The organism is Halobellus sp. LT62 (genome assembly GCF_037031285.1).
Classification (GTDB): Archaea; Halobacteriota; Halobacteria; order Halobacteriales; family Haloferacaceae; genus Haloquadratum; species Haloquadratum salinisoli.
Genome location: NZ_JAYEZO010000002.1, coordinates 33166 through 58648, shown reverse-complemented (window position 1 = coordinate 58648; position 25483 = coordinate 33166). Strand labels below are relative to the sequence as shown.

The 25483-nt window shown below is 64.8% G+C and carries 25 protein-coding genes; 13 read left to right on the top strand and 12 right to left on the bottom strand.

What is annotated here, in order from left to right; genetic code table 11:
• Positions 1–100 precede the first annotated feature (100 nt).
• Complete coding sequence (gene cgi121, locus U5919_RS09570) at positions 101–613, bottom strand: KEOPS complex subunit Cgi121 (RefSeq protein WP_336023950.1); 513 nt, start codon at positions 611–613, stop codon at positions 101–103.
• Positions 610–3339, bottom strand: coding sequence for a DEAD/DEAH box helicase (locus U5919_RS09565; RefSeq protein ID WP_336025552.1), 2730 nt, complete (start codon positions 3337–3339; stop codon positions 610–612). The genes cgi121 and U5919_RS09565 overlap by 4 nt, the downstream gene beginning before the upstream one ends.
• A 179-nt stretch (positions 3340–3518) precedes the next feature.
• Here U5919_RS09565 and U5919_RS09560 point away from each other — a divergent pair, with 179 nt between their 5' ends.
• From U5919_RS09560 to U5919_RS09550, 3 genes are all read left to right on the top strand, one after another.
• On the top strand, positions 3519–3761 hold the full coding sequence (locus tag U5919_RS09560) for a ferredoxin (protein ID WP_336025549.1): 243 nt from the start codon (positions 3519–3521) through the stop codon (positions 3759–3761).
• Positions 3762–3841: 80 nt separating this feature from the next.
• Positions 3842–4036 carry a hypothetical protein gene (locus U5919_RS09555; protein ID WP_336023949.1) on the top strand — a complete coding sequence of 65 codons (195 nt, stop codon included), beginning with the start codon at positions 3842–3844 and terminating at the stop codon, positions 4034–4036.
• A gap of 78 nt (positions 4037–4114) precedes the next feature.
• On the top strand, positions 4115–6727 hold the full coding sequence (locus U5919_RS09550) for a DEAD/DEAH box helicase (protein ID WP_336023948.1): 2613 nt from the start codon (positions 4115–4117) through the stop codon (positions 6725–6727).
• Here U5919_RS09550 and U5919_RS09545 read toward each other — a convergent pair whose 3' ends face one another.
• The gene (locus U5919_RS09545) at positions 6728–7849 is read right to left on the bottom strand and encodes an AI-2E family transporter (RefSeq protein ID WP_336023947.1); all 1122 of its coding nucleotides are present in this window, start codon (positions 7847–7849) and stop codon (positions 6728–6730) included.
• Positions 7850–7978: 129 nt separating this feature from the next.
• On the opposite strand from U5919_RS09545, the gene U5919_RS09540 reads away from it, so the two are divergent.
• The 3 genes from U5919_RS09540 to U5919_RS09530 all read left to right on the top strand — a co-directional run bounded on the left by U5919_RS09540 (position 7979) and on the right by U5919_RS09530 (position 12301).
• Positions 7979–9121: a thiamine ABC transporter substrate-binding protein gene (locus tag U5919_RS09540; protein ID WP_336023945.1), complete on the top strand. Its 1143-nt coding sequence runs from the start codon at positions 7979–7981 to the stop codon at positions 9119–9121.
• A gap of 217 nt (positions 9122–9338) precedes the next feature.
• Positions 9339–11009 carry an ABC transporter permease gene (locus U5919_RS09535; protein WP_336023944.1) on the top strand — a complete coding sequence of 557 codons (1671 nt, stop codon included), beginning with the start codon at positions 9339–9341 and terminating at the stop codon, positions 11007–11009.
• Positions 11010–11011: 2 nt separating this feature from the next.
• Positions 11012–12301, top strand: coding sequence for an ABC transporter ATP-binding protein (locus U5919_RS09530; protein WP_336023943.1), 1290 nt, complete (start codon positions 11012–11014; stop codon positions 12299–12301).
• Here U5919_RS09530 and U5919_RS09525 read toward each other — a convergent pair.
• Positions 12279–12959: a class I SAM-dependent methyltransferase gene (locus U5919_RS09525; protein ID WP_336023942.1), complete on the bottom strand. Its 681-nt coding sequence runs from the start codon at positions 12957–12959 to the stop codon at positions 12279–12281. The two genes, U5919_RS09530 and U5919_RS09525, sit on opposite strands and share 23 nt — an antisense overlap.
• A 204-nt stretch (positions 12960–13163) precedes the next feature.
• Here U5919_RS09525 and U5919_RS09520 point away from each other — a divergent pair, with 204 nt between their 5' ends.
• Both U5919_RS09520 and U5919_RS09515 read left to right on the top strand, forming a co-directional pair.
• The gene (locus U5919_RS09520; RefSeq protein ID WP_336023941.1) at positions 13164–13619 is read left to right on the top strand and encodes a DUF2391 family protein; all 456 of its coding nucleotides are present in this window, start codon (positions 13164–13166) and stop codon (positions 13617–13619) included.
• A 94-nt stretch (positions 13620–13713) separates the two neighbouring features.
• Positions 13714–14292, top strand: a complete 579-nt coding sequence (locus U5919_RS09515) for a DUF7090 family protein (protein ID WP_336023939.1) — start codon at positions 13714–13716, stop codon at positions 14290–14292.
• 48 nt (positions 14293–14340) lie between these two features.
• On the opposite strand, the gene U5919_RS09510 is transcribed toward U5919_RS09515, so the two are convergent.
• The 5 genes from U5919_RS09510 to U5919_RS09495 form a co-directional block, all read right to left on the bottom strand.
• On the bottom strand, positions 14341–15132 hold the full coding sequence (locus U5919_RS09510; RefSeq protein ID WP_336023938.1) for a DUF7089 family protein: 792 nt from the start codon (positions 15130–15132) through the stop codon (positions 14341–14343).
• 162 nt (positions 15133–15294) lie between these two features.
• Positions 15295–15384, bottom strand: coding sequence for a hypothetical protein (locus U5919_RS15930; protein WP_425604213.1), 90 nt, complete (start codon positions 15382–15384; stop codon positions 15295–15297).
• Positions 15385–15488: 104 nt separating this feature from the next.
• Positions 15489–16367, bottom strand: a complete 879-nt coding sequence (locus tag U5919_RS09505; protein WP_336023937.1) for an OapC/ArvC family zinc-ribbon domain-containing protein — start codon at positions 16365–16367, stop codon at positions 15489–15491.
• Positions 16368–16423: 56 nt separating this feature from the next.
• The gene (locus tag U5919_RS09500; protein ID WP_336023936.1) at positions 16424–16813 is read right to left on the bottom strand and encodes a DUF2073 domain-containing protein; all 390 of its coding nucleotides are present in this window, start codon (positions 16811–16813) and stop codon (positions 16424–16426) included.
• A 5-nt stretch (positions 16814–16818) separates the two neighbouring features.
• Complete coding sequence (locus U5919_RS09495) at positions 16819–17460, bottom strand: Era-like GTP-binding protein (RefSeq protein ID WP_336023935.1); 642 nt, start codon at positions 17458–17460, stop codon at positions 16819–16821.
• Between the two features lie 937 nt (positions 17461–18397).
• Between U5919_RS09495 and U5919_RS09490 the strand changes: the two genes are divergently transcribed.
• The 4 genes from U5919_RS09490 (at position 18398) to U5919_RS09475 (ending at position 23111) form a co-directional block, all read left to right on the top strand.
• A complete protein-coding gene (locus U5919_RS09490; protein WP_425604212.1) occupies positions 18398–20431 on the top strand; it encodes a Cdc6/Cdc18 family protein in 2034 nt (677 codons plus the stop codon).
• Between the two features lie 90 nt (positions 20432–20521).
• Complete coding sequence (trpY, locus tag U5919_RS09485) at positions 20522–21025, top strand: TrpY family transcription regulator (protein WP_336023934.1); 504 nt, start codon at positions 20522–20524, stop codon at positions 21023–21025.
• A gap of 92 nt (positions 21026–21117) precedes the next feature.
• Entirely contained in the window at positions 21118–21903 is a 786-nt protein-coding gene (locus U5919_RS09480; RefSeq protein WP_336023933.1) for an IMPACT family protein, read from the top strand.
• 356 nt (positions 21904–22259) lie between these two features.
• On the top strand, positions 22260–23111 hold the full coding sequence (locus U5919_RS09475) for a hypothetical protein (RefSeq protein ID WP_336023932.1): 852 nt from the start codon (positions 22260–22262) through the stop codon (positions 23109–23111).
• Between the two features lie 115 nt (positions 23112–23226).
• On the opposite strand, the gene U5919_RS09470 is transcribed toward U5919_RS09475, so the two are convergent.
• From U5919_RS09470 to U5919_RS09460, 3 genes are all read right to left on the bottom strand, one after another.
• A complete protein-coding gene (locus U5919_RS09470) occupies positions 23227–23439 on the bottom strand; it encodes a DUF7569 family protein (protein ID WP_336023931.1) in 213 nt (70 codons plus the stop codon).
• 90 nt (positions 23440–23529) lie between these two features.
• On the bottom strand, positions 23530–24210 hold the full coding sequence (gene upp, locus U5919_RS09465) for a uracil phosphoribosyltransferase (protein WP_336023930.1): 681 nt from the start codon (positions 24208–24210) through the stop codon (positions 23530–23532).
• A gap of 1 nt (position 24211) precedes the next feature.
• Positions 24212–24646: a cupin domain-containing protein gene (locus tag U5919_RS09460; RefSeq protein ID WP_336023929.1), complete on the bottom strand. Its 435-nt coding sequence runs from the start codon at positions 24644–24646 to the stop codon at positions 24212–24214.
• Positions 24647–24793: 147 nt separating this feature from the next.
• On the opposite strand from U5919_RS09460, the gene U5919_RS09455 reads away from it, so the two are divergent.
• Entirely contained in the window at positions 24794–25480 is a 687-nt protein-coding gene (locus U5919_RS09455; protein WP_336023928.1) for a DUF5828 family protein, read from the top strand.
• The last annotated feature ends 3 nt before the right edge of the window (positions 25481–25483 follow it).

The window sequence follows — 25483 nt, the reverse complement described above, 5'->3', positions numbered from 1 at the left end:
ACTCAAACCGAATATACCGAAAACTTTTCCACCTGAAATAAAGGGGTCAGGGGTCGGGGAGCGGGGTGCTTCGAAGGGTTCTGAGTGCCACAACGACGGGCTACTTCTCGACGACGAGCAGCGCGACCCGTTCGAGCACCAGCGATTCGAGGTCACCGTCGACGACCGCGAGTTCGGCGTCGTCGACATCGTAGTACGCCCTCACGCGGTCGGGATCGTATTCGCCGAGTGTCGGCTCGACGCCGTCGAGGATGCGATCCCGCACGGCGTCGGCCGCGGCGGTGGTGTCGCCGCCGTCAACGAGGATGACCGCGCGATTCGGTCCGGGAGAGACGCCGAGTTCGAGCGCGGCGGTGATCTGCCTGCGCCCGGCGGCGTAGAGAAGGATCTCGACGCCCCGATCGCGGGCGACGTTCTCGCCGCGTTCGAAGGCCCGATCGGCCAGTTCGACGGCGCGGCGGAGGTGGCGCTCGCTGACGATGTAGCGGGCGTCGAACGCTTGGACGGTCGCACCCGTTTCCGTCGAGACGTCGTCGAGTGCGTCGACGAAGGCGTCGACGTCATCGACATCGACCGTTCCCTCGACGAACAGCGGCAACGCGTCCGCGCTCATCCGAAATCACCCAGACTGGCCTGTTCCTCGGGGTCGCCGTCGGGGCGCGTCGCCGGCGACGTTTCGGTTCGACCGTCGGATTCCGTCGCCGATCCGTCCGAACCAATGCCCGCCTTCGAGACGTCCTCCATCGAGGGGTCCCGCCGCCCGACGTTTTCGAGGATCCCCTCGGCGGTCTTTCGGCGTCCCCGCAGCGCGCGCAGGACGACCGACTTGTCGGCCTCACGGAGATCCGCACGGGTCTCGATTCCGGCCTCGAAGAGCCGTCTGGCGCGCTTCCGACCGACGCCGCGGATCCCCGCGAGATCCAACAGTTCGTCGCGGACGCCGTACTCGACGCGCTTTTTCGCCTCGCGGATCGGCACCGCCGAGAGGTCGAGTTCGCCCGCGAGGCGTTCGGCCGCGTTGAGTAGCCACTCGGCGGTCTCGACCTTCCCGCGGACGTCGCCGGGGCCGACGCCGTAGCGCTCAGTGATCCGGTCCTCGTTCACCTCGTCGGCCCAGTCTTCGAGCAGCCGCGCGGTCTTCAGCGCGGAGAGCCACTCCTCGAAGCGGACGTCCTCGTACTCCGACGGCGTGCGACCGAGCAGTTCCGCCTCGCGCTCGTAGCAGATTTCCGTGTACGTCTCGCGGTCGCCGGATTTGAGGTACAATTGATACATATCCGGCGTCCGAGAGACGAGGTGGAAGAGGCCGAGCGCCGTCGGGTACGTCGGGGCGTCGTCGGGGAGAGAGTCGTCGTCCGCCGTCGACGTCTCGGAGTCCGTCGACGCCTCGGAGTCCGTCGACGCCTCGGAGTCCGTCGACGCCTCGCCGTCCGTCGACGCCTCGCCGTCCGCCGAAGCCAACTCGCTGGCGCGCTGGAACCCGACGTCCTGCGAGTCCGCGTCGTCGGATTCCGACGCGGAAGCATCCGTCGGGGACGACTCCGCATCCCCCTCGCCCGCGAGTGCGCGAACCATCTCCGTGCGGTGCTCCGCGCCCCACTCCAGCCCGTCGATGATCTCCGCGGCGGTCATCGGGTCGAGGTAGAGCCGCGAGACGGTGTGGCCGACGCTCGTCGCCGTGAGCGAGTCGTCGTCGCGCTCGATGAACTCGTTGCGCTCCAAGTACGCGAGCACGTCCTCGGTGACGCGTTCGAGCCGCCCCGACTCGTCGGTCTGTGTCGCATACAGGGTCTGTCCGAGGAACTCCAGCAGTTCCCCGCGGGTGTGGGCGAAGCCGGAGGCGACCGTCGCGAGCACGTGCGTCCGAAGTGCCGGTTCGGCCGCCAGTTTCGAGCGGACCGGTTCGGGATCGGCCCAGATGTAGCGCTCGAAGAGTTCGTCGCGCGTCTCGGAGTTCTTCGCCAAGAGGACGGCCTCGCCGTAGGGATCGAGGCCGGGACGACCCGCCCGGCCCATCATCTGGTGGACTTCGAGCACGTCGAGCGGTTTCATCCCGCCGAACTCGCCGTCGTAGCGCCGCCAGTCGCGGACAATGACGCGTCGGCTGGGCGTGTTGACTCCCGCGGCGAGCGTCGGCGTCGCCGAGATACACTTGATGAGGCGGTCGCGGAACGCGTCCTCGACGAGCGAGCGGTGTTCGGAAGCGAGCCCCGCGTGGTGGAACGCCGAACCCTTCGCGACGCAGTTCGCCAGCGTGTCGCTGGTCTCGGTGTCGGAGACGCCTCTGATTTCCGCGGCCAACTCGGCGAGTCGTCCGCGCTCGTCCTCTGTGAGGTGGGGCTCGACGACGTCGCGGAGCCGCTTGGCCGACGCCTCGGCGTTCCGCCGGGAGTTCACGAAGACGAGCGAAGAGCCCTGGTCGGTGTCGTCGCTGGCGACGGCGTCGGTGTCGCCGCTGTCCGCGTTGATATCGCTGTCGACGATGTCGGTGTCGACGCCGTCTGTGTCGTCAGTGGCGTCGTTGTCTGTGTCGGAGTCGCTATCTATGTCGTCGGTGACACTGGTGGAATCCGCGTCGGAGAGGTCGGTTTGCGCGCCGGAGTCGCCGGCGAGCGCGTCGTCGACGAGCGCGGCGGTCGGTCGCCCGCCCGATTTCACCGGGACCTCGCGCTGGCTGCCGTCGTCGAAGCTGACCGCGTTACCGTAGTGGACGCCCATCCGGAGGTCGATCGGCCGCCAGTCGGACTGGACGAGCTCGGCGTCGAGCCAGTCGGCGACGACGTCGGCGTTCCCGACGGTCGCCGAGAGCGCGACGACCTGCAGACCGGGGTTGAGCGTCCGCAGCTTCCCGAGTGTGACTTCGAGCGTGGGACCGCGGTGGCTGTCGTCAACGAGGTGAACCTCGTCGGCGACGACGCAGCTCAGGTCGTCGATCCACGCCGCGCCGTTTCTGACGAGGGAGTCGACCTTCTCGGAGGTGGCGACGATGATGTCGCGTGAGGCCAGCCACTCGCCGTCCGACTCGTAGTTGCCCGTCGAGACGCCGACGTCGAAGCCGTACTGCTCCCAGCGCTCGAACTCGGTCTTCTTCTCGGAGGCGAGCGCCCGGAGCGGGACGATGTAGAGCGCCTTACCTCCCCGGGCCACGCTCGACAGCATCGCCAGCTCCGCGACGAGCGTCTTTCCGGAGGCCGTCGGCACCGACGCGACGACGCTCTCGCCGCGGCTGACGCCCGCGTCGACGGCCGCCGCCTGTGGGGGATAGAGCTCCTCGATACCCTCGTCTCGCAGGTGGGCGGCCACCTCCTCGGGCAGTTCGGGTACCTCCTCCGGTCGCATCGAGGGGAGGTACGCCGTCCTCGGGTTTAAACAGTCGGAGTCGGGGCGGTCGACCGAGCCGAAAACCACGCCGCCGCCGCGTCCCCATCGCGTCGCCGCCGAGTCGCTGCCGCGTCGCTGCCGCGTCCCCATTGCGTCGTCACGGCTATGTGGTCGCTCCGCCAACGGCGTGTATGAGTATGAAGATCCGCTACGACAGGGAGACCTGCATCGGGATGTTCCAGTGTGTCGACGAGTGGGACGCGTTCGAGAAGAACCTCGACGACGGCAAGGCCGATCTCGCGGAGTCGACCGAGGTCGAAGACGACATATTCGAGCTCGAGGTCCCCGAGGGCGCGGAGCTGGACGCCGAGTTCGCCGCGCGGGCGTGCCCCGTAGACGCGATCGAACTGTACGACGACGACGGCGAACAGGTCGTGTGAGACCGGTTCCGTCGCGAATCGTCCAGAGCAGCACAATCGTTATATACGTTCGTAGAGAGTATGTCGCCCGAGGGAGGAGTATGAGTCACCGACAGACCGGGCGGAACCTCACGGAGTGGGCCGACCTGATCGGGGCGTCGCTGCCGGACTCCGTCGAGGAGCGCGAGAGCGTGAGCGGCGAGCTGCCCGACGACGGATTCGGCGGCGGATTCCGCGAGAGAATCGTCGACCGATCCGACTACGAATTCACCGCGGAGCCGGACGAGAACGGGTGATCGAACGGTCGATGCCGTCGATTTCACTTTCACTCTCGTCGGCGAACCCTTAACAGCGGTGACGCCCAATCGTGCGTGATGGCGGCTACCGACGACCCCGCGTACGTGGACCATCCGCTCTTGAGCCCCGGGTTCATCGAACGGCGGCTCTACCAGGTCCGACTCGCGGGGACGGCCCGGGCGGCGCACACGCTCGTCTGCCTCCCGACCGGGTTGGGAAAGACGACCGTGAGCCTGCTCGTGACGGCCGATCGGCTGCACGAGGTGGGCGGAAAGGCGCTGTTTCTCGCGCCGACGAAACCGCTCGTCCAGCAGCACGCCGACTTCTACCGGGAGGCGCTTTCGATCCCCGAGGAGGAGATCGTCGTCTTCACCGGCGAGATCCGGCCGGACGATAGAGCGGAAGCGTGGGACGAGGCCCGAATCGTCGTCGCGACGCCGCAGGTCGTCGAGAACGACCTCGTCGGCTCGCGGATCTCGCTGTCGGAGGTCACTCACCTCACCTTCGACGAGTGTCACCGCGCGAGCGGCGACTACGCCTACGTCTACATCGCCGAGCGCTACCACGCCGACGCCGAGAAACCGCTCGTGACTGGGATGAGTGCCTCTCCCGGCGGCGATAAGGAGGCGATCCTCGAAGTGTGCGAGAACCTCGGGATCGGCGAGGTCGAGGTGATGACAGAAGAGGACGCCGACGTCGACGAGTACACCCACGACACCTCCGTCGAATGGGAGCGCATCCAGTTGCCCGACGAAATCCTGCAGATCCGCGACGCGCTCAACGAGGTGATCAAAGACCGCCTCCAGAAATTGAAGTCTCTCGGCGTGACGAACACGACCCAACCCGACATCTCTCAGAAGCAGCTGAACCGGATGCGCGGGAAGCTCCAAGAGCTGATGGACGCCGACAAATCGGACGGCTACAAGGGGATGTCGACGCACGCGGAGGTGATGAAGCTCCGGCGGGCGGTCGAGCTCGTCGAGACGCAGTCCGTCGAGTCCGTCCGGCGCTACTTCGAGCGCCAGCGCAACGCCGCGCGCTCCTCGGGCGCGTCGAAGGCGAGCCAGCGGCTCGTCGCCGAGCCGAAGGTCAGAGAGGCGATGCGGTTAGCGGAGAGCTTCGACGGCACGCACCCGAAGTTCTCCCGCGCGCGAATCCTGCTCGCACAGACGCTCGGGATCGAGGGCGGCGAGCGCGTCATCGTCTTCACCGAGTCGCGCGACACCGCCGAAGCGCTGACCGAATTCCTCTCGGCGTCGTTCGAGGTCCGCAAATTCGTCGGCCAAGGCGACAAGGAGAGCTCCGAGGGGATGACCCAGAAGGAGCAACAGGAGACGCTCGACGCCTTCCGAAACGGGAAGTTCGAGGTACTCGTTTCCACGTCAGTCGCCGAGGAAGGGCTGGACGTCCCCGAGGTCGACCTCGTGCTCTTCTTCGAGCCCGTGCCGACCGCGATCCGCTCGATCCAACGGAAGGGGCGGACCGGCCGACAGGCGGAGGGCAGCGTCGTGGTCCTGCTCGCCGAAGACACCCGCGACGAGGCGTTCTTCTGGATCTCGCGGCGACGCGAGAAAGAGATGGAGTCGGAGCTTCGGGATTTGAAGAGCGTCGCCGGCGACATCGAAGCGGAATTGGACCCCGAACAGCGGGGGTTGGCGGCGTACGAAGATGGCGAAGGCGGGGACGACGGCGGCGAAGGTGCAGATGGTGGCGGCGAAGGTGCGGACGGTGGCAACGAGGTCGCGGACGACGAAAGCGACGCTGCCCGCGTCGGCAGCGACGAATCCGACAAGGTCGGCGAGGCCGCGAGCTCGACGTCCGCGGAACGCGCCGAAAGCGACGCACCGGCGACGAACGGGCAGGCGGGGCTCACCGACTTCGGGCCGACCGACGAGGAGATCGAGCGCGCGCACGCCGAGGACAGCGGTGAGAAAGCGAACGACGGCGACGACGAGGACGGAGAGACCAGTGGCGCGACGGCGGACGCGGATGAAGACGGCGAGAAGGGAGTCGTCGCCACCGCCGGAACGCAGGATGACGAAGCGACCGAAATCGTCGTCGACCAGCGCGAACTCGACGCCTCGATCGCGAAGGACCTCTCGAAGCGCGATGGCGTCCGAACGCGGCTCGAAACGCTGGCCGTCGGCGATTACGTCCTCTCGGACCGCGTCGCCGTCGAGCGGAAGTCGGTCGCGGACTTCCTCGACACGCTGCTTGGCGACGACCGGTCGATCTTCGAGCAGATCGGCGACCTCGCCCGGGCGTACGCCCGCCCGGTGTTGATCGTCGAGGGGGAGGGGCTCTACGAGGAGCGGAACGTCCACCCCGGCGCGATTCGAGGGGCGCTCGCGTCGCTGGCGGTCGACTTCGACGTGAGCGTCCTACAGACGCGCGACGCCGACGACACCGCAGAACTACTGCTCACGATCGCCGAGCGCGAGCAGACCGAACGCGATCGGGCCGTGAGCGTCCACGGCGAGAAGAGCGCGAAGACGCTCGCCGAACAGCAGGAGTACGTCGTCTCCTCGATCGCGGACATCGGTCCCGTCACCGCCCAGTCCCTCCTGCAGGAGTTCGGAACCGTCGAGGGCGTGATGACCGCGCGCGAGGACGACCTCCGCGAGGTCAGCGGGATCGGGAAAGTGACCGCCGAGCGGATCCGCGAGGTCGTCGGCAGCGAGTACGAGTGACTAGGAACTGTCTCCGGTGTCCGCTTCATCGCGGTCAGCACCCCCGGCGCTCTCGGAGTCGTCGGGGAGAGCGCCGGAGTCGTCAGCCGCCGCCGAATCATCATCACCGTCGTCAGCGACGTCAGCGGGCGACAGATTCGAGTGGTTCAGCTCCGCCGACAGCAGCGCGGCGGACTCGACGAACAGGCCGACTACGAGTGGTCCGGCGACGATCCCGATCGGCCCGAGCGTGAGCACGCCGCCGAAGAATCCGACGAAGTAGAGGCTGCCCGGGATGTCGGCCGTCTCGCGGGCGAGTCGCGGTCGAACGAGGATGTCGGGCAGGAGCGCGATAACGAAGCCGCCGACGAGGAAGACGAGCGCGGCGCGGACGAGTTCGCCGACCGCGACGTGATAGGCCGCGAGTCCCGCCAAAAGGACGCTCGGTCCGAGAATCGGGATGAACTGCAACACTGCGGCGACCGTCGACAGCGTCACCACCGCGTCGTAGCCGAGCGCGTAGAACACCGGCAGCGCGAGGACGAACGTCCCGAGGGCGGTGGCCGCCTGCAGGACGTAGATCGCGAAGAGCGTCTCGCGGGCGCGGCGGTTCAGGGCCACTGCGGCGTCGCGGTATCCGGATGGAACGAGCGCGATGACGGCGCGCTGGGCGTCCTCGCCGTAGAAGAGCAGCGAGTAGACCAGAAAGACGAAGAGCGTCGCCTTCACGAGGAGGACGGGCGCGGTGGTCGCAGCGCGTCTGGCCGCTTGCTCGACGATCGTCACCAACAGTGCGGTGAGCGATTCGAGCGTGATCGAATACTCGAATCCGAAGGCGGCGAATTCGAGCGTCTCGGGGAGCAACTCAAGCAGGGCGACGAAGGAATCGAACCGGAGATAGGCGACGACGGCGAGCGGGACGAAAATCAGGAGCGTCATCACGAACGCTCCAGCCGTCGCTCCACCACTCGCGAGGCGTCGAGACAGTCCGCGCGAGACGAGGCCCTTTCGAACCGGCCAGAGCAGGTACGCGACCGTCACGGCGAAGAACACGGTGCCGAGAACGGACGCCAAGAGCACTGCGGTCGCGACGCCGACGAGGACGAACACGCCACCGAGCGCATACCGTCGATTGAGCGACACGCCTATGAGTCGGCGCGGAGCGACAAGAGCGTTGCTCCGATCCGCCGTGAGAACCATCGGCAGTGATCCGTCCGCGCTCCCGACACCGATGCACCACGGTTAAATACCACTGGGTGAAATTACTCAGTAATGAAACGGAGAACGTTCCTGCGAACGGTCGGTGCCGGCGGTGTCGCCGGAGTGGCGGGCTGCGTCGGCGGCGGTGGCGGTGACGACGGATCGACGGCAGAACCGACCACGGGCGGCGACGGCGACAGCACCGATGGAACGGCGACTGGGACCGCCGGGCCGGGCACCCCGGAACTCGTCGTCTCGACGTACGGCGCGTTCGTGGACGCGCCCTCGACAAGTCCCGGTCCGTGGCTCAAGGAGACGTTCGAATCGGAGTTCGACGCGACGATCACGTTCGCGACCCCGGACAGCGAGATCAACTACTACATCGAGCGGGCTCTCCAGGGGGCCGACATCGACGCGGACGTGTACGTCGGCCTCAACGTGGATATGCTCATCCGGATCGACGAGCGGTTGGACGACGGCCTGTTTACCGCCGTCGACGACGTGTCCGGGCGGGGCGACGTGAAGGACGGCCTGAACTTCGACCCCGAGGGCCGAATTGTCCCGTACGACACCAGCTACATCAGTCTCGTGTACAACGAAACGTTCGACGGCGGCGACTTCGTCGCCCCCGAGACGTTCGACGGCCTCCTCGAATCCGACTACGCGGGCGACCTCCTCGCGCAGAACCCGGCAGGGAGCTCGACCGGGAAGTCGTTCCTGCTGCACACGATCGACGCGAAGGGGCCGGACGGGTATCTCGATTACTGGGAAGAACTGCAGGCGAACGACGTTCGCGTGCTCTCCGATTGGTCGACGTCGTACACGGCCTACGAGAACGAGGAGGCCCCGATGGTCGTCTCCTACTCGACGGACCAAGTGTACGCCAGCCAGTCGGGCGAAGACCTCGCGAAGCACCAGATCCGGTTCCTGAACGATCAGGGCTACGCCTACCCCGAGGGGATGTCGATCTTCGAGGGGACCGACGAGCCGGAACTGGCGCGCGACTTCTTCGAGTTTATGCTGCGGCCCGACGTGCAGGGTGAGATCGCCCAGCGGAACGTCGCCTTCCCGGCGACGACGACGGCGGAGTTGCCCGAGGAGTTCGCCGAGTACGCCCAAGCACCGCCTGAAGCAGTCACTTTCACGTACGACGAACTTCGAGACAACGTGAGTGAGTGGACGCAGGCGTGGGAACGGCAGTTCGCCAGCAAGTGACGGCGGGAGCGGTAATTCATCAGCGAGCGAAGGAGAAAGCGATGACTCGCCGGCAAGCGACCGCCACGACGAGTTGTCACCGAGTGATGGACGCGACGGCGACTCCGGGACTGTGAAGCCACCACTATCAGACGGCGGGTCGACCCGACACGGCACTCTCCCCGCAGTCCGTTCCGCGGTGTCGATCCTGCGTCGGTGGCTCGAAGCCCGAGCGCTTATGCTCGGAGCCGCAGCGACCGCGCTCGTCCTCGTCGTCGTGTTCTATTACCCGGTCGCGACCGTGTTCGTCGACGCGGTGTTCGTCGACGGGCGACCGACGGTCGAACCGCTCGTTTCGGTTCTCACCTCGCGGTTTTACCTCGTGGACATCTTCGGGTTCACGGCGTATCAGGCGCTCTTGTCGACGGTCGCGTCCGTCGCCTTGGGACTGCCCGGCGCGTGGATCCTCTCGCGGTTCGAGTTCCGGGGGCGAGAGACGCTACGCTCGCTGACGATCCTCCCGTTCGTGATGCCCTCGATCATGGTCGCGATCGGGTTCGTCGCGACGTTCGGCCGGAACGGGACGCTCAACGGAGTCTTGGGCGCACTCGGTCTGCCGCCGGTGGAACTGCTTTTCACCCTCGAGGCGATCGTGATCGCGCACGCCTTCTACAACGCGCCGCTCGTCGCGCGGGTGACGACCGCGGCGTGGGAGAGCGTCGACGCCTCCGCGATCGAGACGGCTCGTAGCCTCGGCGCGTCGCCGACGTGGGCGTTTCGCGACGTGGTCCTTCCGCAGTTGCTCCCGGCCGTCGCGGTCGGCGCGACGCTGACGTTCGTCTTCACGTTCGCGTCGTTCCCGATCGTGCTCGCGCTCGGCGGCTTCCAACTCGCGACCGTCGAGGTGTTCATCTACTCGCGGATCCAGAACCTCGCGTACGCCGAGGCGGCCGCCCTCGCGGTCGTCGAGACCGCGATTTCGCTCGGGCTGACGTACTGGTACCTCCGCTATGAAGGCAGCAAGCGCGGGTCTGGACAGGGCGCGCGACCGCAGCCGCGGAAGTCGCTGTGGCCCGGCTCGTGGAGCGCGAAGGCGACGGCGACGCGGCTCGCGATCGCCGGTTACGGCCTCGTCGTGCTCGCGGTGTTCGTCGGCCCGATCGCGTCGATGGTACTCACGAGCCTGACGGGGCCGCAGGGCGGACTGACGCTGGATCACTACCTGTTCCTCCTCGAACGGCAGCAGACCGGCGCGTCGTATCAGGTTCGGCCGCTCCCGGCGATCGCGAACTCGCTGCGGTTCGGGGTGGGGACGCTTCTCGTCGCCGTCCCGATGGGGGTCGTGATGGCCGTGTTGACGACGCGGAACTTCCGCGGGCGCGCCGCGATCGACGCGCTCGCGATGGCCCCGTTCGCCGTCTCGGGGATCGTCGTCGGCCTCGGCCTGCTTCGCGGGCTCGTCTTCGGCGCCGAGGCGTTCGGCACCCGAATCCAAGTGACCGGGGCGATCGCCGTCGTCGCCGCGCACGCGGTCGGCGCGTACCCGTTCGTGACGCGCAACGTCGCGCCGCTGCTCGGGAACCTCGATCCGCGGCTGGTCGAATCCGCGCGGAGCCTCGGCGCGACTCGGGTGCGAGCGCTCGTCGACATCGAGTTACCGCTCGTCGCCGCCGGCGTCGTCGCGGGCGCGGCGTTCGCCTTCGCCATCTCGATCGGCGAGTTCGACTCGACGGTCGTCCTCGCGGAGGGATCGACGAGCTACACGATGCCCGTTGCAGTCGAACGGTATCTGGGGAGACGACTCGGTCCGGCGACGGCGATGGGCTGTGTCCTGCTCGCGGTCACCAGCCTGAGCTTCGTGATCATCGAGCGGTTCGGCGGTCGGTACGGCGGGCGAGGAGGGTTCTGAACATGAGATTGACACTGGAAGACGTGCGAAAGGAGTACGGTGAAACCGTCGCGCTCGGAGAACGACGGGACGAAGCGGGTCCGCTCACCGTCGACGAGAGCGCCAACCCCGAGGTCGACGAGGGCGTCAGCTTCGAGGTCGACAACGGCGAGTTCTTCACGCTCGTCGGCCCGTCGGGCTGCGGCAAGACCACGACGCTCCGACTGGTCGCCGGGTTCGACTCGCCGACGTCGGGGACGATTCGGTTCGACGGAACGGAGATGCGCGGCGTGCCGCCGGAGGACAGAGACGTCGGCGTCGTCTTCCAGAACTACGCGCTCTTTCCGCACCTCTCGGTCGCGGAGAACGTCGCCTACGGGCTCCGGTTCGCGGATCCGCCCGACGGGACGACTCGCGACGAGCGCGTGGCGTCGCTGCTCGACCTCGTCGACCTGCCGGGCGCGGGAGACAGAGACCCGACCGAACTCTCCGGCGGCCAACAGCAGCGGATCGCGCTCGCACGGGCGCTCGCCCCCGGCCCCGACCTCCTGCTCCTCGACGAGCCGATGAGCGCGCTCGACGCCCGCCTCCGAGAGCGGCTTCGGGTGCAGATCAAAGAGATCCAATCGACCCTCGGAATCACCACTCTGTACGTGACCCACGATCAGGAGGAGGCGCTCGCGATCTCCGATCGGGTCGCCGTGATGAACGACGGTCGGATCGAACAGATCGGGACGCCGCAGGCGGTCTACCGCCGTCCGGAGACCCGCTTCGTCGCGGAGTTCGTCGGCGAGAACAACGTCTTCGAGGGAACGGTCGTCGACGTCAGAGACCGGAGCGCGGAAAAACGCCCTCGTTCGGCGTCTCAATCCGGCGAATCTCCAGTTGAAACGGAAGGGTTCGATCGGGGAGACGAGGGCGAAGACAGTAGTGGACCAGATTCGGAGTTTCGACCATCACAGCACCTCACGGTCGACGTCGACGGCAGCGATCTCCACATCGAGACGTCGGTGCCGGTCTCTGAGGGAGAACGCGTCGTGTTCTGCGTTCGACCCGAACAGATGCAGATTCACGGTGGCGACGGCCGGGAGGAGCGCCGTCGATCCGAAGGCGACTCGACGGCGGTGTCGAACGTCCTCGGTACGACCGTATCCGGATCCGAGTTCCTCGGCGATTCGACGCGGCTGCACTTACGGTGGAACAGTCGGGAGTTGACAGTGCGCGCGGACGACACGCTCTCGGGAGCGGTGCGGGTCGGTTTCGACGCCCGCGAGGCGCACGTCGTCGAGGTCAGGGAGCGACGCCGACCGTGAGAAGCGTTCCGTAGGTCCGATAGCGCTCGACCATCGCCTCCCGAGACTCCCAGTCCTCGGTCGGGAAGGCCTCCACCGCCGGAATCTCGATCTCGTGGTCCGGGATCGAATCCTGTTCTGCGACGTAGAGTCCGGCTTCACGGAACGCCGCTCGGTACTCCTCGGCTGACCAGCGCGTCATCTCGACGTCGATCCGCTCTTGCCACTCGTGGGAGTGGACGTTCTCTTCGTAGTAGTTGACCGCACAGTAGAACGTGCCGCCGGGGCGGAGGATCCGTTCGATCTCTTCGAGCGTGTGTTCCGGGTCCGTCGCGTAGTAGAAGGCCTCCATACTCCAGACGTGGTCGACGGTGTCGTCGGCGAAGGGAAGGTCGTCGAAGTCGCCGACGACGTAGCCCACGTTCGGGGCGTCGGTGTAGGACCGGGCGTTTTTCGCCATCGCGGGCGACCCGTCCAAGCCGTAGACGCGTCCCGCATTCTTGGTGTCGGAGAGAGCGCGTCCGGCGTAGCCGCTCCCGCATCCGAGATCGAGGACCGTGTCGCCGGACTCGACCGGCATTCGCGCGAGCGCGTGCTTGGCGGTGTGCCAGTGGCGGTCTTCCATTCCCTTGTCGCGTCCGTCCGTCGCCCACGCGTCGAACTCGGCTCTCACGCTCATACAGACGCGTCGTCCGGACGGGACAAGAACCGTTGGGATCGCAGCCCGGTGACCGGGAGGGCCGTTTCGGGTCGAGGGGTCTGGTGCGGGTCGGGGAATCCGTTTCGGGTCGAGAAGTCTGGTGCGGGTCGGGGACGAGAGAGGACAAACGGGAGGAGCGGCACGAGACGGGGTTTATTTACAAATCGGTGCCGTTGATCGCGTATGGTCGGTCGTCGTCGCCGCTTCGCCCTCGCGGACACCGTCCAACAGATCGTCGGCGGGTTCCTGTTGGCCGGGCCGTTCGTCGTCACCGAGGAGGTGTGGGTGCTCGCACAGAGTATGGGGCCGGCTCAGGCGCTTCTCACGGTGATTATCGTCCTCGCAATCGGCTACGGGGCGCTGTATAAGGCCGACGACAGAAACCCGGATCGAGAGACGGAGGTCGGCGGCGTTCCCCTCCGCTTCATCTCACTCATCGCCGTCTCGTACCTGTCGGTGATCATCCTCGCGATCGCGTTCGACGCGCCGGGGACGTTCATCGGCACGTCAGAGGCGGCGCGAGTCGGGGTCGCCGGAATCGGCATCGATCCATATCTGGTCGGATCGACGCTGAAGGCGATCAGTATCGGCGCGGTGTTCAGCGTCATCGGCGCGGCGACCGCGGACTCGCTGTATTGACGCGTACGTGTCGGACGCGTCGTCCGAATCGCCCGGCGTGAGATCCCGCGAGTGTCTCCCGCACGGTTAAGTCCGCGGGGGCGCACCTACGGATATGGATTACGCGCTCGCGATCGACAACGCACCGGATTCGATCCCCGGCGGGACAGGAATCCTCCTTTTACACCCGAGTATCGGCGAAACGGATCGGATCGACACCGACTTTCTGAAGACGGACACGGATCATTTCTTGGTCATCTCGACGCGGACGACCGCCCGCGAGGTCGAACAGAAACTCGAACACTACGACGTCGACGAATCGAAGGCGGTCGTCCTCGACACGCTCTCCGTCGAACGGGGGTACACTCGACGCCGGACGGACCGCGTCCACTACGTTTCGGCCCCGGACGACCTCGACGGGATCGTCTCGCAGACGCGGGAGTTCTTACAATCCCACGACGGAAAGCTCCGAGTGAGCGTCGATTCGGTGACGGAGATGGCGTACTACGCCGACGTCGACGGCGCGTACGAGGCGAGCAAACGACTGCTCGACCTCCTCGACGAACACGACGCCGTCGGGCTGTTCCACCTCTCGAACGAGGTCCACGACGAGGAGACGATAGAGCGGTTCCGCGACCTCTTCGACGCCGTCGTCGAACTCGACGTCGACGGCCACGTCGAAACCGAATTCTGAGCGACGGGCGTTATCCGGTCGACCGCACGGCTCACACCGGCGCGGACCTCACTCCTCGCCGCCTTCCAGTTTCTCGAACGTCTTCGACGCCCACTTGACCCCGTACTCCGCGCCGTACTCCACGAACGCCTGCGTGTCGAGCGCGGCGAACGGCGCGGGGAGATCCAGCCCGTGTTTGACCGCCGAGCAGGCGTACTCGGTCGCCTCCGCGAACGACGTCTGACCGCGGGCGACCGACCGTGGGAGCGTCGCGAGTCGGCCCTCCAATCTGTCTCCGGCATCGTCCCACGCGTCGTAGAGGTCCGGATGGGTGTCTTCCCAAGCGACGAACGTCGCTCTCGTCTGGAGGCCGAGCCACGCGTCGTAGAGGGCAGCAGCGATCTGGTAGACGTCGGCCGGGCCGAGCGGGACGGCGGCATCGAGGTCGCGATACGTCTCCCGGAAGAACGGCAGGAAATGCTCGGGCGCGTCGGTGCCGAGTTGGACGAACGCTTCCGCGAGGAGAAATTCGAGGAAATCGGCCGGCGTCCCCTCCGCGCGCTTTTTGACGAGAACCGTCGGCGGGATCGTCTGCCGCGTCCACGCGACGGTCCCGTCGCCGGGCATCCCTACGGTGAAATCCGGACCCGCGTACGCGTAGAGTTCACTGGGGGCGTCGTCCGGAAGCCACTCGCGGGGGTACGTCGCCGGATCGAGTTCGTCGACGAGCAGACCGAGATCCTCCGCCGCCGCCGACGGAACCGTCTCGAAGTCGGTCGCGACGTTCAATACGATCGCCTCGGGCGCGTGGGTTTCGCGCACTGCGTCGACGTCCGCAGAAAGGTCGCGTCTCTCGAACATACTCATCGTTGGAGGCGAGACGGTTTCAGCGGAGCGATCGAGAGATCGACGTGCGTCTCACGGTCGAGCGTAGCATATAGTAGGATTTGCAACTGATTACTCGGCCGATCGCACGATGCGTGCGATCGCGTGAGTGAAGACTTACAAATCCTACTATAGGCGTCAGCCGAACGCGAGCGCGAAGAGGATCGCGATGGCGAGAACGGCCGACACACCCACGGTACCGAGGACGATCTTGGTCGCTTGACTCATACTGTGGCCGTCTCGGGCAGAGCGCATAAAAGCTTCAATACGGCCGAGCGGTTCCCGCGAACGGCGTCGAAAACGCGTCACGTACGTCCGTCGCGCCGAGATCGCTACGAGTCCGACGAGCTGTCGGGAGTTGTATCCCACGTGTCCGGGACTTCGATGACGTAGCGGCCGTCTTCCTGCAGCGAGATGATGTACTCCGTGCGGTCGTACAGCTCCATCAGATTGAGTTCGTACTCGCCGGGTGCGACGATTCGAATGCTCTCGAACTGCTGGTTGAGTTCCGCGCGGAGGTCGTCGAGGTCGGGGCGTTCGTCGCTCGATGGTTCGATGACGCGTCCGTCGCTCTCGTTCGGAGAGGGAGACGCATCAGCGGGTTCGTCCGTCGTCGAGCTCGTCCGACTCGCCGCCGCGAGTTCGTCGGGCGACACGACGTCGCTCCGGGCGCTCGCCTGTGCCGTGTCCTCTGCGGAGTCGTCGGCCGACAGCGCCGTCCCGTCAGTATCGGTCTCGGCGTCGGTTCGCTCCGCGTCCGGATCGGGCCGCGATTCAGGCGTGGGTTCCGGCGATCGGTCCGCAGGCTGGGAGTCCTCGTCTTGGCCCGGCCACGATTTCGACGAGCGAGACAGGCGCGGACGGTCCGATTTGTCGCCGTCTCGCGGCGTCGTGGGCGGCGTATTCGCGTCCGTGCGTGGCGCGGAATCGGGAGTCGACGGTGACTGGTCGGAACCCGCGGGACCGTCCAAGTCCGGTTCCGATCGGGGCTTTCGATCCGACTGAGGGTTCTGATCCGATCGAGGTTTTCGATCCGACTGGGGCTTCTGATTCGACCGAGGATCCGGGTCCGCCGAGGCGCTCTCGTCCGGGTCAGTCGACGTCGACGGTCGGAACTGGAACTTGTTTCCGCCGCAGTTCGGACAGCCCGACAGCATCTCTTTGGACCCGTCGTCGAACACTCGCCCGCAGTTTGTGCATTCGTGAGGCATCGTGTTGGGTTATCGAGAGGGTTCGCGTCGCCGACGACGGGGTGCGTTCGGAGTCATTACTTTCTGGAAACGAGCGCGCTGATGAGGTTCTCGTCTTTGTGCAGTGTCTCGATCTGGTTCGCGGGACCGATGACGGTGAGTTTCTTCGTCGACTCTTTGCCCATAATCCGGCCGAGGATCCCTCGGCTCCCGCCGCCGGTCTGGGGGTACGTCTCGATCTCGATGCCGTTGAACTCGTCGGGACTGATCTCGGTCATCGTGACCTCGATGAGCTTCGACTCCTCGTCGGGCGCGAGCCCCTCTTCGAGGACGACGATGTTCCCATCGCGGACGCCGTCGAGGATGAGTCGGATCTTCTCCATACTCGTGAGCCCCTCCATCCGCGCTCCGCTGATCAGGTCGATCTGAACGCCGTTTCTGGAATCTCCGGGTGTCGCTTCCGGCATCGTGGTCACCCGAAGTACTCCGCGATCTTCCCGTACACTTCCTCCATATTGTTCCCTTCGAGCGCCGAGAGCGGAACCGTCTCGTGCTGTGGGAACGCGTTCGAGATGCGCTGGACGTTCGAGTCGTCCAAGTCAGTCTTGTTCGCGAAGATGAGCACGGGGAGGTCTTGGCTCTCGATGATTCCGATCAGCATCGTGTTGACCTGCGTGAACGGGTCCTCGGTGCTGTCGAGCACGTAAATCACGCCGTCGACGTCCTCGCGGAGCCAGTGCATCGCCTCGGCGACGCCCTCCGTCGCTTCGCGAGAGCGGCGGACCGCGTCGTCTTTCTCCATATCGTGTTCGAGGAACTCCTTGTAATCGACCTTCGTCGTGACACCGGGGGTGTCGACGATGTCGATGCTGACGCTCTTTCCGTTCCGCTCGATCTCGACGTTCTCCTTTCTGCGTGCGCGTCGCGTTTCGTGCGGGATGTGGCTCTCGGGGCCGACGGCGTCACCCGTCCAATCACGTGCGATTCGATTTGCGAGGGTCGTCTTCCCGGCGTTCGGCGGTCCGTAGATGCCGATCCGCTTCGGCTCGGCGTCCGAGAACATCCGGTCGACGGCCCGTGAGATGCTGTCTCTGAGGTCTGTGAACAGTCCCATCCTGGCCTCCCGCGCCTCCCGATACCGGGTCGTGGAGGGGCGTATGGAGGTACCACATTCCCGTGTTCACTTAAACACTGCGTCAGACGGAATGACCGTGTACAGGTGGGTAGGGAGGGGCTAACGGGCTGGAGACCCGTAGACGGGCGAATAGAACGGGTCGTTGTCGCGGACGGGAGCTCGTTCACAGTCGACTGTGAATTTGACGGTGGGCTAGTCGATGTCGCCCACTCGGTGGATGAGGTACCGACTTATCGGGCAAGATTCAGTCCCGTCGGCAGCGGGATCTCGTCATCGACAAAGGTCGGCCGCCCCCCCCCACCCCTTCGTTTCGGGTGGAACGCGAATACAGTGGTGGGGGGCCAGCGTGGAGGGCCTCCCCAAAGCGGTAGATTTATTATCTACTGATTTGAAACGGACCCGTACTGCAGACAAAGAATTAATTTAGACCATATAGTTATTTAATTTTAGTGATGTTATTATTGGTGTATCCGAGGGCGGACGGCCTCTCGGTTGGTTCCACCTGAAATGAAGGGGTGGGGGGCAAGGGCAAAGACGATCAGAACAGGCCAACAGAGACGCGGGTACGAGAGAAGCGGGATGAATCCAACCTTCGCGATCGCGAGCATTGACGGTTCCCGACAAATCCATATCCACCGAGAAAGCTCGGCAGAAGTCCGGCGGCGGTCGGACCGAGACGGTCCCGAGATCGGGTTCGGTAGGACGCACCTACGGTAGGTGGTCGACGGTCTGAGTTCATTGGTTAAAGTCAACAAGAAAGAGACAAGTTTTTTGTAGTGGGTGGTCCTTTGCTTCGTCTGCATCAACTGGACACGTCGAGGAAAGAGAAACGGCTGAATTCGTTTTTCTCCCGCGCCTTCTCCGATCTACCGGCTTTGCGGGGCGTGATTTCCAGTCGAAATAAGGGGGTACACGAATGGAAAAAAACCAACAGTCCGGCGACGACGAGGGGCCGACTGACACAGCCGAGCACGCGGGTAATGAGGGATTAACCGGGGCTGAAACGCCGTCCTCGGAGCGAGACGACCGCAGTGAAGACGTGCTCCGAAGCGATGATCGTGATGGTAGTGTCCCGGTAGATGACGTCTCTCTCGACGACGGTCAATCCACCGTTGCTCATTCGGAATCGAGGGCCGAATCTGACTCGGCATCGAACAGTGAAAACGGGCCAGCCTCGAATGTGGAAGCCGAGTCGTCATCGAACCGTTCCCAGCGCGACGTCGCTTCCGTCGAGCGGTCCGATACGGACCCGAGCGAAGACCCCTCTGTTTCGAGTGGAAACGTGGCCGTGAGTGGATCTGATTCCCCGTCTTGGGATGACACCTCGCCTTCCGGAAACGAGTCTCCTGCCACGACCGCGACTACGCCAGACGCGGACGGGGAACAGAGTCACGAAGACATAAACGAGACACAGAAGCAAGAGGACACCGAATCGATAGACCGTCCGGTCACTCCCGAGGACATCGATATCAAAGAGAGCATCGGCCCCGACGATTCGACGCGCACTGGTTCGGCTTCTGACGACACCGACGTCAGTCTCGACGAAGTCGTTCTCGACGACGACGACAGTCAGGGACTGTTCGACGACCTGCTCTCGGGCGAGCCGATCTTCGAGAACAAGGAAGTCCTCCGGCCGTCGTACACCCCGCACGAACTCCCGCATCGGACCGAACAGATCAACCAGATGGCGACGATTCTGGTCTCCGCACTCCGAGGTGAAACGCCCTCGAATATCCTTATTTACGGCAAGACCGGGACCGGAAAGACGGCGAGCGCGAAGTTCGTCAGCCAAGAGCTCGAATCCACCTCGAAAAAGTACGACGTCCCCTGCGAGGTCGAGTACATCAACTGCGAAGTCACCGACACGCAGTACCGCGTGCTCGCGCAGTTGGCGAACAAGTTCATCGAGAAGAACCAAGCGCTGATCGAGTCTACACTCGACGAGCTGACCGACCTCCGCTCGCGCGTGGACTCCGACTCAGCTGTCCTCGAAGAGTCGGCCTACGAGACGAGAGAAGCGATCACAGCGCGGATCGAAGAGCTCGAATCCGACCGCGACGAGATGGAGCCCGTTCCGATGACGGGATGGCCGACAGACCGCGTGTATTCGACGTTCTTCGACGCCGTCGACTACGAGGAGCGCGTCGTCGTCATTATGCTCGACGAGATCGACAAACTCGTCGAGAAATCCGGGGACGACACGCTGTATAACCTCTCGCGGATGAACTCCGAACTGGAAAACTCGCGGATCTCGATTATGGGCATCTCGAACGATCTGAAGTTCACCGATTTCCTCGATCCGCGGGTCAAATCCAGCCTCGGCGAGGAGGAGATAGTCTTCCCGCCGTATGACGCCAACCAACTCCGAGATATCCTCCAGCACCGCGCGAACGTGGCGTTCAAACACGAGGCGCTCACCGACGACGTGATCCCGCTGTGTGCGGCCTTCGCCGCGCAGGAACACGGCGACGCCCGGCGCGCACTCGATCTCCTCCGAACGGCGGGCGAGCTCGCCGAGCGCGGACAGGCCGATACCGTCGAAGAGGCGCACGTCCGACAGGCCCAAGACAAGATCGAACTGGACCGGGTCGTCGAGGTCGTTCGGACGCTCCCGACCCAATCGAAGATCGTCCTGTTCTCGACGATTCTCCTCGAAAAGAACGGCGTCCACAACGTCAACACCGGAGAAGTGTTCAACATCTACAAGCGCCTCTGCGAGGAGATCGACGCCGACGTCCTCACGCAGCGGCGCGTCACCGACCTCATCTCCGAACTAGATATGCTCGGGATCGTCAACGCCGTCGTCGTCTCGAAGGGCCGCTACGGCCGCACGAAAGAGATCTCGCTTTCGGTACCCCTCGACGAAACCGAGGCGGTCCTCCTTTCGGACTCCCGGCTCGGCGATATCGAGAACGCCCAGCCGTTCGTGCAGGCCCGATTCGACAACTGAATCCGAGTCCGGTTCACGATCTAACGGATTCGAACACGACGCCGCTGCAAACGCTACAATAATAGCATTGGCCGTGGACGTTGCTGACGGATGTTCGACGAGATTATGCAGAAGTTCGAGGGGAGCCCGAGCCAACAGGCGGTCATCCGCCTGCTCCTCGAACGCGGATTCTCCGTCAACGACGACGGCCGAGTCGTCTCCGGCGGCATCGAGATTCCGAACACCGGAATCGCCCGCGAGATCGACGTCGACCGTCGCGTCGTCGACTCGACGACCACGGCGATCCTCGAAGACGAAGAGCTCAGACGGATCTTCCAGAACATCTCGTCGATCCCGAGCCTGATGGATCTCGCGCCCGTTCTGGACCTCTCGGTCCTAACGATCGAACCCAACGACGCCGAACGTCCCGGAATCGTCGCCGAGGTCACGTCTCGGCTCGCCGAGCGCGGCATCTCCATCCGACAGACGATCAGCGAGGATCCCGAGTTCACCGACGAGCCGAAACTGTACGTCGTGACCGACGATCCGCTCCCGGGCGACTTGCTCAACGAACTCTCCGCGCTCGAATTCGTGCGACGGATTAGCATCACCTGATCGCCCTCGTGCGACGGATCAGCACCATCTGATCACCCGTCGGAGACCACGGACGCGAACCCTTTTCATCGAAAGCGGCGCTACAATCGACCGTGACCGACTCGTCCGACCAACCCGAAACAACCCCCGGCGCGTTCGAGACCGTGGCTGACTCCGGCGAGGCCCACTTCGAGATCAGGGGTTCGGAGTTCATCGGCTACGTTTCCCCCGCGAACACGGTCGCGGAGGCCGAGTCGTTTATCGATCGGATTCGAGACCGACACCCGGACGCGACGCACAACGTCCCCGCGTATCGCGTTCCCGCCGAGGACTCGTCGCGGTCGACGTCCGCTGACAACTCGTCGTGTTCGACGTCCGATGACTCGTTGCGGTCGACACCTGCCGACAACCCGTCGCGGTCGACACCCGTCGATGACTCGTCGACGACATCGTCCGGCCACTCTTCCGGCCAACCCTCCAAACCGATGCTTCGCGAGTACCAATCTGACGACGGCGAGCCCACCGGATCGTCCGGCAAGCCCGCGCTGAACGTCCTCGTTCAGCGCGACGTCAGAAACGTCGTCGCCGTCGTCACGCGCTACTACGGCGGGACGAACCTCGGCGTCGGCGGTCTCGCTCGCGCGTATTCGCGCGCCGTCAAGGACGCCGTCGACGACGCGGGCGTCGTCGAGACGGTCCCGCACGAGAGCTTCGTCGTGACCGTCGAATACGACGACTCCGGGACGGTCCGAGGAATCCTCGAAAGCGTGAACGTCGAGTTCGAGGGAACGTACGAGGCCGACGTCGCGTTCGACGTCCGCGTTCCCGTCGACGAGGCCGGTGGACTCCGAGACCGGATTCGAAGCGCGACGAGCGGCCGCGCCGACATCGAAGGGTAGTCGCGCCTGAGCCGTACTTCGACCTGAAACACGTCGATTCGGCAGCGTTGATCCGACAGGCGTTGATTCGATATACCTCGATCCGCACACTTCGGTCCGGCCACAACTCTGTACGGCACGACTCTGCACGGCCACGACTCCGTACGCCAATTGATTTCATACTCTCTTTCCGGAACCGACGGGGGTTCGGTTCCGCACCTTCGATTCGAATTGCATTCGACAGACAGCGGCGTGGTTCGAGATGAAAAGAGGGGGTCAACCCGCCGTCGTCGATCAGCCGACGACAGCGGCCGATGGCTGAAACGGACCTTTGTCCTACACCGACATTCTTGGTGTGGGTTCGCGAAACGGCTCGTATGGTCGCTCTCGATTCGGAAACGCTGTTCAACGGCGCGGCGGCGGTACTCACGACGATTGCCGTGCTGTTTTTCGTCTTCAACGTCGATCTCGGCACCTCGCCGGTAACGAAGATACTCCTCGCGGTAGGCTTTCTCGCCGGGATATTCGCCATCTCGCAGCGAACCGATGACCGGCAGTTGACGCTCCTCAGTTACGGCGTCGTCGTCGTCTCGGTCGTCGGGGTCTTCTTCAACCTCGTCAACACGTTCGACCTTGGCAGCAGCGTGACGGTGTTGGGACTGCTACTGCTCGCGGCCGCGCTGTTCGTCCTCCGAACGCGCTTCGACGGCGGCAACCGACTCCTCACCGGCACACAGGCGACCTACCTCTTCGGAGCTCTTTCCGCCATTGTCGCGGTCGTCCTCGTCGTCGACGTCGTTTCCGGCGGTCTCGCTTACGAACTTCAAGTCGAAAATCAGGTCGAGATCACCGATTCCCCGCGTGAGGATCTCCGGGTCGCGTCGATCGTCGTCGATAACCCCACGCCGTTCCCCGAGCGCGTCGAAACGCCGCACTACGCCGTGTGCGCCGCCGGTGACTGGAGCGAATACAGGCATCCGGGTGAGCCGGAGCGCGAGGAACGACCGCCCGTCCGTGCCCACCTGAACGTGCAGGACGGTTACAACGAACACGTGATGGGGTTCGACTCGAAGACGTATCCGGTGACGCTGTATCTCGACGCCGCGAACACGACCGGCGAGTCGTTCCCGGTCGAACGGACCGAAGCGTGTCCCGACGACGAGAGCGGATCGCCGTATATCGCGATCTACGAGGATCCGAACGACAACCCGCGACTGTACGCGGTGTGAGAACGACAACCCGCGACTGTACGCAGTGTGAGGTGCTCTGTCGATGAGGCGATGACGCGCTCCTGATTCAGTCGACGAACGCGAACAGGCTTTAATCGACGAACGCGAACGGTTTTCAGTCGACGATGATGTCGGTGTCGGCGTTTATCTCGCTGTCCGGTGCCTGTGGTTGCATTTTCATCCGATAGCGCTCGATCCAGTCGGCGAAACAGGCCGGACACAGTCGTTGGCTATCGACTTCCGAGCGGTCGACGTTCAACTGGACGGTGCGCGCGAGCGCCTCTTCGATCGGATCGCCGCAGGCATCGCAGGGTTCGCTTCCGGTCATACGTCCCCCTGTGCGGCGCGTCGGTAAAGTTGTTCACGTCGATTCGGAAGCGATCGGGGTCGAACTCACGTCGTTCGACCGAAATCGGATTCACGTCGTTCGGAACGCGCGGTCCCCGGCGTCGCCCAGTCCGGGAATGATGTAGCCGTCGTCGTCGAGGTGGTCGTCGATGGCGACCGTCAGGAGGTCCGCCTCGGGGAACGCCTCGCCGACGCGCAACAGCCCGTCGGGCGCGGAGACCGCCGAGAGCACGAACAGGTCGGCGGGTTCGACGTCGGCCGATTCGAGGACGTGTTCGAGGACGGTGCACATCGTCGATCCGGTCGCGAGCATCGGGTCGGCCACGATGACGGTGTCGTCCTCGGTGATTTCGGGGAGCTTCACGTAGTCGATGCTGATCGGGAAACTCCCCTCCTCGTCCATCCCGGTGCTCTCGTCGCGGCCGGCGCTGATAACGCCCTGCTTCGCCCGCGGGAACGCCTTCAACAGCCCCTCGACGAACGGCGTGGCCGCGCGGAGGACGTTGACGATCACGACGTCGTCGAGGCCCTTCACGCGCTCGCCGGTCGTCTCGGTCAGCGGCGTTTGGACGGAGACGTACTCGGTCTCCATCGCGCCGTCGATGATCTCGTACCCGCAGATCCGACCGAGCTTGACGAGCCCCTTCCGGAATGCGACCTGTTCGGTCTCGACGTCGCGGAGCCGCGAGAGCGTGTCTTTCGCGAGCGCGTGGGTGATCAGGTAGGCGTTGTCGCGGTCCTCGATGGCCATCTCAGTTCCCTCCTTCGGCGTCGCTTGCGTCCGAACCGGTCGCGTCGGGCTCCGCAGTCGACTCGTCCGGTTCGTAGACGTTCGCATCGCCGCTCACGGCGGGTGCGCCGATCGCCAGAATCTCGACGGCCTCCGCCGCGTCTTCCGGATTGTACGCCCTGTGGGGAGAGCCGGGGGTCGCGGCGAACAGCGACCCCGGTTCGACGCGGTACGTCTCCTCCGGCGTCTCGACGAGTAACGTCCCCGAGAGGACGTAGAACGCTTCCTCCTGTTCGTCGTGATAGTGGTACGCCAGCGGAATCTGCTCGCCGGGTTCCGCGCGGAACCGGTTGATCGCGACGTTCGACAGTCCCGCAGGATCGGAGAGCCGACGCAGTTCGCACGGCCGCTCCGCTGCCGGACTCACCGCCTCTTGGCTTACTACGGTGTATCCCATACCCGATACATTTCGGTTCGGCACAAAAGCCTCCCGGGTCTCCGGGGAGGCGAGCGATGGATGACGATTTCTCGAGGATCCGTGCGTGACGCTCGCACAGCACGGAGTAGAGTTTTATACCTCGACGTGCCTACCTCGTCCGAGACGATGGAAGAGAGCGTCTCCGGATTCAAAGTTCGGGGGACTTGGGGTGACGTCGTCGAGCACGGCGAACGGATCACGCGCGCGCTTCGCGACGCAGGTGTCGATAGCGACGCCTTCGAGGAGTGGGACGAGTGGCGGCCGAAGTCCCACGAGCGACTCGGCGAGGACGTGAGCGAGAAGACCGCCGCCCAAGCGAGCGTCGGTGAGGGGGAGGGAGAAAAGGCCGGTAAAGAACCCGATGAGGACCTCCAGACCGCTGGAGAGCGACTCTCCGAATCGTACGAGAAGGTCGAGGAGGGCGACAACGACGAGGCCGTCGAGCGTTGGTCCGAGTCGCTCGGCTACGTCGCGCGCGCGGCCGATTCGGCCGGTCGACGGATGCTGCGACGCGTCGAAAACACCGTTTACCAACGGGTGATGACTCAGCTTGCGCCGTACTACTTCGACAACGAACTCGTCAGCGCGAACATCCAGAAGTCCGCGCGCGGCGACGACGAGGTGTCGTTCATCTTCGAGGTGAACGTCAACGACGACGACCTGAAATCCGAGGTCAGCGACCGCCTCGGGGCGTTCGACGACGAGGTGACGCGCTGGCACGTCGACACCGAGAAGGAGACCGAAACCGTCGAAGCGGCCGAAGGCGTGGAACCGCCGCCCTCGGACGACCGTTCTCGGTCGACGACGAACTGATTG